Source organism: Sphingobium yanoikuyae (genome assembly GCF_034424525.1).
Taxonomy (GTDB): domain Bacteria; phylum Pseudomonadota; class Alphaproteobacteria; order Sphingomonadales; family Sphingomonadaceae; genus Sphingobium; species Sphingobium yanoikuyae.
Genome location: NZ_CP139979.1, coordinates 4,160,733 through 4,172,500, shown reverse-complemented (window position 1 = coordinate 4,172,500; position 11,768 = coordinate 4,160,733). Strand labels below are relative to the sequence as shown.

12 protein-coding genes, 1 tRNA gene and 2 rRNA genes (1 of these 15 only partly in view) are annotated in these 11,768 nt (G+C 65.2%); 7 read left to right on the top strand and 8 right to left on the bottom strand.

The genetic code is table 11. The features are described 5' to 3' along the window. The 3 genes from U0025_RS19265 to U0025_RS19255 form a co-directional block, all read left to right on the top strand. A 23S ribosomal RNA gene (locus tag U0025_RS19265) occupies positions 1-1,215 on the top strand; it begins 1,578 nt to the left of the window's first position. A gap of 169 nt (positions 1,216-1,384) precedes the next feature. After that, a 5S ribosomal RNA gene (rrf, locus tag U0025_RS19260) occupies positions 1,385-1,499 on the top strand. A 110-nt stretch (positions 1,500-1,609) separates the two neighbouring features. Then, positions 1,610-1,686, top strand: a tRNA-Met gene (locus U0025_RS19255). A 67-nt stretch (positions 1,687-1,753) separates the two neighbouring features. Here the strand turns inward: U0025_RS19255 and U0025_RS19250 are convergent. Further along, a complete protein-coding gene (locus tag U0025_RS19250) occupies positions 1,754-2,974 on the bottom strand; it encodes a cytochrome P450 (RefSeq protein WP_004209123.1) in 1,221 nt (406 codons plus the stop codon). Between the two features lie 11 nt (positions 2,975-2,985). Continuing rightward, complete coding sequence (locus tag U0025_RS19245; RefSeq protein WP_004209122.1) at positions 2,986-3,309, bottom strand: 2Fe-2S iron-sulfur cluster-binding protein; 324 nt, start codon at positions 3,307-3,309, stop codon at positions 2,986-2,988. A gap of 85 nt (positions 3,310-3,394) precedes the next feature. Here U0025_RS19245 and U0025_RS19240 point away from each other — a divergent pair, with 85 nt between their 5' ends. Next, complete coding sequence (locus tag U0025_RS19240; RefSeq protein ID WP_254792339.1) at positions 3,395-4,060, top strand: TetR/AcrR family transcriptional regulator; 666 nt, start codon at positions 3,395-3,397, stop codon at positions 4,058-4,060. Here the strand turns inward: U0025_RS19240 and U0025_RS19235 are convergent. Further along, entirely contained in the window at positions 4,057-5,142 is a 1,086-nt protein-coding gene (locus U0025_RS19235) for an alpha/beta hydrolase fold domain-containing protein (protein WP_004209120.1), read from the bottom strand. The two genes, U0025_RS19240 and U0025_RS19235, sit on opposite strands and share 4 nt — an antisense overlap. Positions 5,143-5,224: 82 nt before the next feature. Here U0025_RS19235 and U0025_RS19230 point away from each other — a divergent pair, with 82 nt between their 5' ends. Then, positions 5,225-5,680, top strand: a complete 456-nt coding sequence (locus tag U0025_RS19230) for a MarR family winged helix-turn-helix transcriptional regulator (RefSeq protein ID WP_004209119.1) — start codon at positions 5,225-5,227, stop codon at positions 5,678-5,680. On the opposite strand, the gene U0025_RS19225 is transcribed toward U0025_RS19230, so the two are convergent. After that, positions 5,677-6,291: a glutathione S-transferase gene (locus U0025_RS19225; RefSeq protein ID WP_004209118.1), complete on the bottom strand. Its 615-nt coding sequence runs from the start codon at positions 6,289-6,291 to the stop codon at positions 5,677-5,679. The genes U0025_RS19230 and U0025_RS19225 overlap by 4 nt on opposite strands. A gap of 37 nt (positions 6,292-6,328) precedes the next feature. Then, the gene (locus tag U0025_RS19220; RefSeq protein WP_004209117.1) at positions 6,329-7,105 is read right to left on the bottom strand and encodes an SDR family NAD(P)-dependent oxidoreductase; all 777 of its coding nucleotides are present in this window, start codon (positions 7,103-7,105) and stop codon (positions 6,329-6,331) included. Positions 7,106-7,261: 156 nt separating this feature from the next. Here U0025_RS19220 and U0025_RS19215 point away from each other — a divergent pair, with 156 nt between their 5' ends. Next, positions 7,262-8,170, top strand: a complete 909-nt coding sequence (locus U0025_RS19215) for an SDR family NAD(P)-dependent oxidoreductase (RefSeq protein WP_004209116.1) — start codon at positions 7,262-7,264, stop codon at positions 8,168-8,170. A gap of 100 nt (positions 8,171-8,270) precedes the next feature. Beyond that, positions 8,271-8,663, top strand: a complete 393-nt coding sequence (locus tag U0025_RS19210) for a group III truncated hemoglobin (RefSeq protein WP_004209115.1) — start codon at positions 8,271-8,273, stop codon at positions 8,661-8,663. Positions 8,664-8,693: 30 nt separating this feature from the next. Here U0025_RS19210 and U0025_RS19205 read toward each other — a convergent pair whose 3' ends face one another. The 3 genes from U0025_RS19205 to U0025_RS19195 all read right to left on the bottom strand — a co-directional run bounded on the left by U0025_RS19205 (position 8,694) and on the right by U0025_RS19195 (position 11,654). Beyond that, positions 8,694-9,470 (bottom strand): helix-turn-helix domain-containing protein, encoded by a 777-nt coding sequence (locus U0025_RS19205; RefSeq protein WP_004209114.1) that lies wholly within the window; start codon positions 9,468-9,470, stop codon positions 8,694-8,696. Between the two features lie 68 nt (positions 9,471-9,538). After that, positions 9,539-9,976, bottom strand: coding sequence for a c-type cytochrome (locus tag U0025_RS19200; protein WP_004209113.1), 438 nt, complete (start codon positions 9,974-9,976; stop codon positions 9,539-9,541). A gap of 49 nt (positions 9,977-10,025) precedes the next feature. Further along, a complete protein-coding gene (locus U0025_RS19195; protein WP_004209111.1) occupies positions 10,026-11,654 on the bottom strand; it encodes an AMP-binding protein in 1,629 nt (542 codons plus the stop codon). Between the last annotated feature and the right edge of the window lie 114 nt (positions 11,655-11,768).

Genomic DNA, 11,768 nt, shown 5'->3' with positions numbered 1-11,768 from the left:
TTTGAGAGAAGTATCCTGAAGGAACTCGGCAAATTGCCTCCGTACCTTCGGAAGAAGGAGGCCCCATCTCAAGGCAACTTTTGATGGGGGGCACAGGCCAGGGGGTAGCGACTGTTTAGCAAAAACACAGGGCTCTGCTAAGTCGGCTTCAAGACGACGTATAGGGCCTGACGCCTGCCCGGTGCCTGAAGGTTAAGAGGAGGAGTGCAAGCTCTGAATTGAAGCCCAGGTAAACGGCGGCCGTAACTATAACGGTCCTAAGGTAGCGAAATTCCTTGTCGGGTAAGTTCCGACCTGCACGAATGGCGTAACGACTTCCCCACTGTCTCCAGGATATGCTCAGCGAAATTGAATTCTCCGTGAAGATGCGGAGTACCCGCGGTTAGACGGAAAGACCCCGTGCACCTTTACTGCAGCTTCAGAGTGGCATTAGGAAAGAACTGTGTAGCATAGGTGGGAGGCTTTGAAGCATTGACGCCAGTTGATGTGGAGCCATAGGTGAAATACCACCCTGTTGTTTTCTGATGTCTAACCTCGCACCGTTATCCGGTGCAGGGACCCTCTGTGGCGGGTAGTTTGACTGGGGCGGTCGCCTCCTAAAGAGTAACGGAGGCGCGCGATGGTGGGCTCAGGACGGTTGGAAACCGTCTGTTAGAGTGCAATGGCATAAGCCCGCCTGACTGCGAGACTGACAAGTCGAGCAGAGACGAAAGTCGGTCATAGTGATCCGGTGGTCCCTCGTGGAAGGGCCATCGCTCAACGGATAAAAGGTACGCCGGGGATAACAGGCTGATGATTCCCAAGAGCTCATATCGACGGAATCGTTTGGCACCTCGATGTCGGCTCATCACATCCTGGGGCTGGAGCAGGTCCCAAGGGTTTGGCTGTTCGCCAATTAAAGTGGTACGTGAGCTGGGTTCAGAACGTCGCGAGACAGTTTGGTCCCTATCTGCCGTGGGCGTCGAAATTTGAGAGGAGTTGACCCTAGTACGAGAGGACCGGGTTGAACATACCTCTGGTGTACCTGTCGTCACGCCAGTGGCGCAGCAGGGTAGCTATGTATGGACGGGATAACCGCTGAAAGCATCTAAGCGGGAAGCCTCCCTCAAGATAAGATTTCATCGAGCCGTCGTAGACCACGACGTTGATAGGCTGGATGTGGAAGTGCGGTAACGCATGGAGCTAACCAGTCCTAATTGCTCTGTTCGCGCTTAAGAGTCCCACCATCAACGACAGTTCTGGGAACTGTCCACGATGTGGTCGTTAAGCCAGCCCAGATATACGAACATACAAACTCCAAAGCTCTTGTTGTTCACTTTCCCAAGTGAAAGTGAATTGTGCACGGTATCGATTAAAAACCCGCAGTTATGCGCCTGCTTCATTGCTTGGTGACCATAGCGTCTGTGACCCACCCGATCCCATCCCGAACTCGGCCGTGAAACCAGTCTGCGCCGATGGTACTATTGCTCAAGCACTGGAAGAGTAGGGCGTCGCCAGGCATTGAAGCACGCGCATAGCAACGGATCAAAAACCCATCACAATGTTACAAAACAGGGCGGCCGACAAAGCCGCCCTTTTTGCGTGTCAGGGCACCCAAATCGCCCAGTGTCGCGGGATGGAGCAGCCCGGTAGCTCGTCAGGCTCATAACCTGAAGGTCGTAGGTTCAAATCCTACTCCCGCAACCAAATCACACACAGCACATACACACGCCGCCTCGGACAGCCCCAAGGCGGCTTTTTTTGTGTTCGCGCCCTACCAGACCAGCGGCAGCGACTTGGGCCCAACCACACCGCCAGGCCAGTAGCTGATCAACGCATCAGACCGAACCGCAAAGTCCGGCAACCGCCGCAGCCACTCCTGCAACGCAACCTTCACCTCCAGCCGCGCCAGATGCGCGCCGATGCAGCTATGCACCCCGCCGGCAAAGGCCAGGATCGGCTTGCGTGGCCGGTTGAAATCCACACGGGTCGGATCGGGAAAGACGTCCGGGTCGTAATTGCAGGCGGGCAGGATGCTGTTGAACTTGTCGCCCTTCTTCATCTGCACGCCGCGCATTTCCAGATCCTGGGTCAGGGTCCGGCCGGAAAAGGTAACGGAAAAGACCCGCAGCAATTCTTCCACCTGGGCATTGATCTGATCGGGATGGGCGATGATCTCGCGCCGCCGATCGGGATTTTGCGCCAGCCACAGCCAGATATTGTTGAGCGTCGCGAACACCGTGTCGAGCCCGGCGATGAACAGGAAGAAGGTGAAGCCGAAAATCTCCCGCTCGCTCAACGGTTCGCCACCCGGCCGCGCCTGGATGATCGTGCTGATGACGCCATCATCGGGCCTGGCCGTCTTCTCGACGATCACCTGCGCCAGATAGGCTTCGATCCCGCGCATGGCGAGGCCGGCGGTCATGCGATCCTGCGAATGGAGCAGGTCGACCGCCCAGCCGACGAAGGTGTCGCGCATCTCCTGCGGCAGGCCCATGAGATCAAGGAAGATCGACACCGGCAGCGGTCGGCCGAAGGCGGTGGTGAATTCCACTTCGCCCGCATCGATGAAGCCATCGATCAGCTCATTGGAAAGGCGGCGCATATAGGATTCGAGCCGCAGCACGCTTTGCGGCGAGAAGGTCGAATCGAGGATCGCGCGATATTTGCGATGATGCGGCGGATCGATCTCCAGCGGGATGAAATGGAAATAATTATTGGGGTCGCGCGGGAAGGGCGTGGCCCCGGCGGTGGTGAAATATTCCGGGTGGCGCAGCGCGAAGAAGGCATCTTCATGCTTGATCGTACACCAGCTGTTCCCGATCAGCGGATTGACGCTGTAGAAGATCGGCGGATGCGTCTCGTGCAGCTTCGCCATGAAGGCATGGGGCGCGGCGAGAAATTCGGGACCGGTGGTGAGGCCGATCTCGCGCACCAGTTCGGGCGGGACATGGGCGGGAATGTCCATCACCGGCGTCGCTTGGGTGGTTGCCATGATCGGGCTCCTCAATATTGCGCAGCGGGCAGGTGGACGACCAGCCCGTCGAGCGCATCGCTGGCGATGATCTGGCAGCCAAGGCGGCTGCTCGGGCGGCGCTCGCTGGCGGTGCATTCGAGCATGTCCAGCTCGGTCTGCGCAGGCGCGGGCAGACGGTCGGCCCAATCCTCCTCTACATAGCAATGGCAGGTCGCGCAGGCGAGGCCGCCGCCGCATTCGCCGACCATGCCGTCGAGCCCCTCGTTAAGCGCCGCGCGCATCAGATTCTCGCCCGTCGGCACATCGATCCGATGCTCCGCGCCGCTGGCCTCGACAAAGAGGACCGTCGCCATCGCACTCTCCCATATATCTTCGTGATGAGAACAATGTTCTCAATGCTGGCACTATAGTCGCGGGCTGCTAGATGGAAAGCGATTAATGCAGAGAGGATCGCCGACCATGTACCGGGTGCCGCAGACCGACGACGCGATCACGGAACTGGACGATCGCAACCAGCAGATCGTCGCCGCCGCCTATGATCTGCTCGACGAGGAAGGGCTGGAGGGGCTGACGATCCGTGCCGTATTGCAGCGCACCGGGCTCGCCCGTCGGGCGCTGTACGATCGCTTTGCGGGCAAGGATGATCTGGTCCTGGCGGTGTTTGCCCATACGCTCCGCCGCGCAGCGGAACAGTTCGGCGAACAGGTGCGCGACCTGCCGGACCCGCTGGCGCGCTTGCATCATATCGTGACGGCCATCGTCATCGGTCGCGCAGCCATTGATGGCGATTGGCAAGGCGGCCAGCGCCGGAGCGCGGCGCTCAGCCGCGAGCATCTGCGCCTGGCGGAGGCGCGTCCGGTCGAACTGCAAAAGGCGGTAAGCCCGCTCATCGACTTGATTGCCACGATCCTGTCCGACGGCATGGCCGAGGGGCAGGTCCGCGCAGGACCGCCGTCGTGGATGGCGCTGCTTGTCTATAATCTGGTCTCGACCACCGTCCACAGCCAGTTGCTTGCCGAGGAGGCCGCCATTCCCGACCGCCAGCGCCGATCCGAACTGGCGGTCGAGATATGGGAATTTTGCCGCCGGGCGATCGCGGCCTAGCGCGCCAGCTTCAGCCGATCGCGGAAGAAGGCGGTCATGACGTCGAAGGCCTCGCGCGATTCCGGCAGGGCAGGATCGTAGAAGAAGGCATGGCCCAGCCCATCCCACATATGCAGGTCGGCCTTCAGCCCCGCCTTCACCAGTTCGCGATGGGTGTTGACGGTCGCGCTCATCTCGAAGGCGCGGGTGCCGGTGATCAGCAGCGTCGGCGGAAACAGTTTCAGCGTGGGCGGCGACAGCGCCGGCGACACCAGCGGATCGCTGCGGTCGATACCCTTGAAATAGGCGCGGACATCGTCGCGCGGCGGCAGCGCCTGGAAGGGCCGGGCAAAGCTCTGGCTGTCGCCGCCCCAGCGCGCATCGCCCGAGGCGCAGAAGATGCCGATTGCGCCGGGCAGCGGCAGTTTCTCATGGATGAACCAGGCGATCGCCTCGGCCGTCAGCAGCCCGCCGGCCGAACAGCCGAAAATGCCGATATCCTGCGGCTTGTAGGTCCTGAGCAGTTCGCGATAGACCTTGGTCACATCCTCGGTCGCGGCCGGCCAGATGGTTTCGGGCGCCTGGCGATAGGTGATGGAGAGGATCTCCACCCCGACCAGCCCCGCGAGCGGGATCGATTCCATCATGCCGGTGCCGCCGGCCACGCCCATGATGAAGCCGCCGCCCGGCAGGTTGAGCAATATCTTCCCGCGGTTACCCGGTGCGATGCCGGCTGCCGGTGTCGCACGCACGGCCGCTATGCCGGCGATCTGTTCCTCGCGCGTCGTCACCTTGTACATCGCCTTCAGCGCATCGATCCGCGGCGCGACCAGTTGCGGCATGCGCTGGCGCAGCGCACCGGCCTGCCCGGCGGCGACCGCGCGCATCATCGGCTCTTCGGGATCGGTCGGCGTGCGCGGCAGCGCCTTCTTCGCCGCCTCGCTCAGATAGATGGAGGGGGGCAGGCGAAAGCCGGGAACATGGACCGTGCCATCCGGCTCGATCGTGCCGGAAGCCGGTGGGTTATCGGGCGGCGGCGTCTGGGCGGGTGCCGTTCCGGCCAGGGCCAGCAGGACAAACGGCAAGGCGAATCGCATCGTCATGAACATCGCTCCTCTCCATCTTATATTATGGTATATAACATATCGACTTGAGCGGGCGCGGCAAGGGGGCTAGACCGGCGCGGTGACGATCGATCCCGACAGCGCCTTCACCGACCCGCTCGACGCGATGCTGGGCTTCCATCTGCGCCGCACGGCGGCGGCAGTCACCGGCGCGCTGGGCGAGGCGCTGGCGCCGCTTGGCCTCAATCCGGGCGAAGCGACCTTGCTGCGCCTGATCGGCGCCAATCCGGGGTGCAGCCAGAGCGACATTGCCCGCGCGCTGCGCGCCCAGCCGGCCAATCTGGTGCCGCTCATCAACAAGCTGGCGCTGTCTGGCCTGTTGGAAAAGGGCGCGGGCAAGGGGCGCGCCATTCCGCTGACGCTGACGGCGGAGGGGCAGGCGCTGCACGGCCGGGTTTGCGCGGCGTTCGACGCGCATGAGGCGCGGATCGGTCGCTCCATCCCGATGGAACAGCGCCACGACGTCATCGCCCTGTTGCGCCAGATCTGCCTCGACGCCTGTTGCGGCCCGGCCTAGCCGGAGTCCGCCTCCACCCATAGCGGGTGGCGCACCATCGCGCGGGCGAACAGCTCGGATTCCAGATGCCCGGCCAGCCAGCCGCGCAACGCGGTCCAGGGCTGCGCGGCAAACCAGTCCGGCTCGACCGCCGCAAATTGCCGCACGAACGGAAAGATCGCCATGTCGGCCAATGTCCGCCGCGCGCCACAAAGCTGGGCCTGATCGCGCAACCGCGCCTCCAGCGCGTCGAGGCGCCCGGCCGCCTCGGTTCGATGGGCGATCGGGTCGCTGCCATGGCGCTCGGCATATTTGTAGCGATCCAGATGCCGCTTGAACGGTCCGTCATTGGTCGCGATCAGCGCCGCGTCGTCACCGGCCAGCCACCCCTCGGGATCATGCCGGCCGAGCGCCCAGCGCATGATCTCCAGGCTCTCGTCGATCACCCGGCCGTCGGGCAGGACCAGCACCGGCACCGTCCCCTTGGGCGAGGCGGCCAGCATCGCCGCCGGCTTGGCGCGCAGCAGGATTTCGCGATGCGCCACCGCCTGTCCGCTCATCAGCAGCGCCAGCCGCGCCCGCATCGCATAGGGACAGCGGCGGAAGGAATAGAGGATCGGGGCATCGGCCATGGCCCGCCTTAACCGCGGCCATCGCCAAAGAGTAGTCTTACTCCGCCTCGACCCATGTCGTCGTCAGCGCGCGCGGCGAGAGATATTTGGTCGAGGTCCAGCCGCCATCCACGACGATCGTCTGGCCGTTGATGAAGGCAGCGCCGGGCGAACAGAGGAAGGCGATGGTGCTGGCCACATCCTCCACCTCGCCCAGCCGCGGGAAGGGGGTGGTCTCCACATTCACCCGCTTGAACATCTCGTCCTCGAACCGGTGGCGCACCATGTCGGTCATGGTGACGCCCGGCGCGACGCAGTTGGCGCGGATGCCCTGCGGGCCATAGTCGCAGGCGATGTGCTTGGTCAGCGCATCCAGCCCGCCCTTGGCCGCCGAATAGGCGCCGCCACGCCGTCCGCCGATCACCGCATAGGTGGAGGTGACGTTCACGATGCCGCAGCCCTCGCCCATATGGACGATCGCCTCGCGCGCCAGGCGGAAGGGCGCGCGCAGCATCAGGTCCAGGAATCCGTCCAGCGTGGCGTCGTCGGTTTCGTGCAGCGGCTTGGGACTGCCCGCGCCGGCATTGTTGACCAAAAAGTCGATGCGGCCGAAGCGATCGAGCGCCAGCTGCACGATCTGCGCCGGCGCATCATCCTGAGTCACGTCGATGGACAGGGTTGCGACCCGCGCCGGATCGCCGATTTCGCTCTCCAGCGTCGCCAGCTTGGCCGGATCGCGGCCGACGCCGACGATCGCCATGCCGGCGGCATGCAGCATCTTCGCCGTGCAGAGCCCGATGCCGCTGCCCGCCCCGGTGATGATCGCTACCTGCATCTATCCTGTCCTCTACGCTGTCCTGCCCCGCTCTTATCCGCTTCGCCGGGCATCGGCGAACCGCCATGGCGATGCCTTGCCGCCCCGGCTTGAACCCGCGCGCGCGCCGCGTCACCCCTGCGCCATCATCTGCATAATCCAGCGAAAGGCCCGCTCATGTCCGAACTGCGCTACGACGATCGCGTCATCGTCATCACCGGTGCCGGGCGGGGGCTTGGCCGCGCCTATGCGGAACTGCTGGGCGCACGCGGCGCCAGGGTCGTGGTCAATGATCCGGGCAGCGCGGTGCGCGGCGAGGGGATCGACGCCGGCCCGGCGGCCGAAGTGGTGGCCGCGATCAAGGCGCAGGGCGGCGACGCGATCGTCTCGACCGACAGCGTCGCCACGCCGGAGGGCGGCCGCGCCATCATAGAGGCGGCGCTCGACCATTATGGCCGGATCGACGGGCTGATCCACAATGCCGGCAATGTCCGCTACGGCTCGATGCAGGCGCTCAGCCAGGAAGATTTCGACGCCGTGCTCGACGTTCATCTGCGCGGCGCCTTCCATGTCGCGCGCGCTGCCTTCCCGCATATGTGCAAGGCGCGCTATGGCCGCATCATCCTCACCAGCTCGATCGGCGGCCTCTATGGCAATCGCGATTGCGTCAATTATGGCATGTCCAAATCGGGCATGATCGGCCTCAACAATGTGCTCGCGCTGGAGGGGGAGGCCGAAGGGGTCAAATCCAACATCATCGTGCCCGGCGCCGTCACCCGCATGGCCGAGGGGCTGGATATCTCGCAATATCCGCCGATGGGGCCGGAACTGGTCTCGCCGGTCGTCGCCTGGCTGGCGCATGAAAGCTGCTCGGTCACGGGCGAGATGCTGGTGTCGATCGCCGGCCGCGTCGCCCGCGCCTTCATCGCCGAAAGCAAGGGCGTCTATCAGCCCAGCTGGACGCCCGAGGATGTCGGCGCCCGGATCGACGCGATCATGGACAGCCAGGATCCGCTGGTCTTCGGGCTGGAGGGCCATGTCGACCATATCCGCTACAGCTTCGGCCGCGCCGTCGCGGGGGAATAAAGGCCGCGTTCCGATCGCATCCGGCCAGTCGAATCCGGCCAGTCGAACCCCGGCGGTTGATGCGCTATGGATCGGGCATCCCCGTGCGGAGTCGGAACCCATGAAGGCGGAACGGATCGACGAGGCCAGCCTGCGCCAGCTGGTCGAAAGCTTCTATGCCAGCGTCCGCGCGGACGACCGGCTTGGTCCGATCTTCAACGACGCCGTCGACGACTGGCCGGCGCATATCGACCGGCTGGTCGATTTCTGGTCGTCGGTGATGCTGTCGTCGGGCCGTTACAAGGGACAGCCCGTCCCGGTGCATATGGCGCATCGCGACCGGATCACGCCCGACCTGTTCGACCATTGGCTGAATCTCTGGTCGCAGACGACCGACGCCGTCATGGTTCCGGCGGCGGCCGCCGCCTTGCAGGACAAGGCGCAGCGGATCGCGGAAAGCCTGCAACTCGCGCTGTTCTTCCGGCTGGGGGCGCCGCCGGTCGCGGGGGCATGAAGGGGGCGCGGATACGCGCCCCTGTCCGCCTTATTCGATCGTCACGCCGACCACGCGCCAGCCGCCATTTTCGCGATCCAGCGTCACCGTCTCGATCGCCTGCGCCTGATTGGCGTAGCGGGCGCGGAACTTCACCACTTCATAGCCATGGGGCGGGGCGGGCAGTTCCTCCTGGCTCAGCAGGCTGCGGGACTGGAGGGTGCCGAACCGGCGGCGCATCGTCTGCGACACCTCGGTCCAGACCTGCACCGTGTTGAGTTTCTGGAAAGCGCTGCCGGTGCCGCGATAGCTTTCGGCCCATTTGTCCTGGTCGATCAGCGCCAGCCATTGGCGCGCGGCGTCGACGACCTCGGCATTATGCGCCTGGGCGGCGGCCGGCATCGCTTGCGGTGTGGGGGCGGCATCGGGCAGGGCGGCGAGCGCCAGCAGGCCAAGGACAAAAGTCATGAGAAGCACTCCAGGAAGGATCGGGCGCCGGCGATCGGCCGGCCCCACGCCGACGACCGGCGCCTCGTCCTGATCCGCTTCGACCGGGGCTGCGTCTGCCCCCAATAGCCTGTCCCCCAGAAAATCGGGGGGTGATGCCTCGGGCGCACCTTCGGCCTCCAGCAACAGCCGGGCGGCCTCGCGGCTGCTCGACACCGCCATCTTGCGCCGCGCGTCGCGCAGCCGTTCGTTGATGGTATGGACCGACAGGTCCAGGCTGCGCGCGATGGATTTCGCGTCATGGCCCCGGACCATCAGGCGCAGCGTCTGCTTTTCCTTCTCGGTCAGCGCCCAAAGGCCGTCTGTCATCCCGCTGGTCATGGCGCCAGATGTACGAAGCCCCCGGTGCGCCAGCTACCCCAAAAAATTCGTATCTTTGGCGGGGCCGCTCAGTCCGACAGGCTGCGCAGATAGGCGATCAGGTCGGCGCGCGCGAGCGGGTCGGGGATGCCGCTGAACTGCATCTTGGTGCCGGGCACGAAGCGCTGCGGATTGGCGATCCAGGCGTCGAGCGCCTTGTCGTCCCAAACGCCGCCCTTGGCGCGCAACGCGGCGGTATAGCCGAACCGGGCGCTGTGCTGGCCGATCGGCTGGCCGTAAATGCCGTGCAGATTGGGGCCGCCGGTGTCGGGGCCGCCGGCGCTGCTTGTGTGGCAGGCGGCGCAGGTGCCGAACAGGCGGGCGCCGGCCTTGGCGTCAGCCACCGTCATCAGCTTTTCCAGCGTCGGATTGGGGCCGGCGGCCTTCAACCGCTCGGCGCGGCGATCGTCGGCACAGCCGATCAGGCTCAGGGTCAGCAACAGGGCGGCGGAGGCGGGACGCAACATGGCGCGCCCATGCCCGATCGGCGGGCGCGCGGCCAGCGGACCAATTGTCCTACGACGCCGCCGGTGCGGTCTCTTCCACCAGCCGGGCGCGGATCTGCTGCTTCAGCACCTTGCCGGCGTCATTCTTGGGCAGGGCGTCCCACAGCGCCACCGCCTCGGGATATTTGAAGCGGGCGACGCCATGGCCCGCCAGATGCGCGGCCAGCGCGGCGACGTCGGGCGCGGCGCCGGGGCGCGGCACGATCACCGCCACCGCCCGTTCGCCGGTGCGCGGGTCGGGGATGCCGACGATCGCGATCTCGGCAATGGCGTCATGGCCCACCAGCAGATCCTCGATCTCCTTGGGCGCGATATTCTCGCCATTGCGGATGATCAGATCCTTGATCCGGCCGGTCACCACCAGATGGTCGCCATCGACCCAGGCGCCCTGGTCGCCGCTGCGATAATAGCCGTCCGGATCGAAGCTCGCGGCCTCATCCGCCTTGTGGATATAGCCGACCATCATCTGCGGCCCGCGCGCGCGAATCTCGCCATCCGGCGCGATGCGGACGGTGGCGATGCCGGGGCGGCCGTCGGTCTCGGCGGCATGGGCGACATCGGCCCGGTCGATCACGCCGACGGTCGTGACCGGCAATTCGGTCGATCCATAGACGCGGCTGACCACCGCCTGCTCGAAATAGCCGGCCGCTTCGCGGATCAGCGCCGGCGGCACCGACGCTCCGCCACAGATAAACAGCTTGAGCGCGGGCAGCCGCGTCTCCGCCGCGCGCGCCGCCGCCAGCAGATGCTGCAGGAAGGGGGTGGCCCCGGCCATATGGGTGCAATCGGCCTCGGCCATGATCCGCACCGCATCGTCCGGGTTCCACTGTTCCATCAGGATCGCCGTCGCGCCCAGCAGCAGCGGCGTTTCGAACGCATAGATCGACCCGCCAATATGGCTGATCGGCGACGGCACCAGGAAACGGTCGCCCGGTTCGACCAGCCAGTGGCGGCCGATCTGGCGGATCAGCGCATTGATCGAATTATGGCTGTGCATCACCCCCTTGGGCCGGCCGGTGGTGCCGCTGGTGTACATCACCATGCGCACCTCGTCGGCATCCAGCGCGGGCAGCGGCCGGCCGGCCGGGGCCGAAGTCAACAGGGCGTCATAGGCGCAAACTTTGCCATCTTCCCCCCGGACGATCACAATCTCCGGCGGCCTCTCCATCTCCGCCGCCACCCGTTCCAGCATCGCGCCATAATCATGGCCGCGGAAGCGCTCCGGCATGAAGATCATGCGGCTTTCCACATCCGCCAGGATGAAACGCAGGTCATGGTCGCGCAGCGACGGCAGGATCGGATTGGCGACCATGCCGGCCAGGGTCGCGCCCATGTAGATGACGGCCGCCTCCTGCCAGTTGGGCAGCATGAAGGATATGACGCTGCCGACCGGGAAGCGCACCAGCAACGCCTGCGCCAGACGCTGTGCCTGATCGTGCAGGCCGGCGGCGGTCAGGCAATGATCGCCGTCGATCAGCAGGATGCGGTCGGGCGTATCGCGCGCTGCATGCGCCAGCGCATCGGCGGCGGTGTCCGATCGCCACCAGCCATCGGCATAGGCCTGCGCCGCCTGATCGGCGTCCCAGCGTATGTCCCACCCTGCGGCGGTGATCCGCCGTCCTGCTCCTGTCCCGGCCATGCTCGCTCCGCTGTCGATGGATGAGCCATGCGAAAGAAGCGCCGACCGGGCAAGCGCAGCGCCGATCCAACGTCCCCGCGATCAAATCGGCGAGCCGGTTCCGACCCTTCCGAT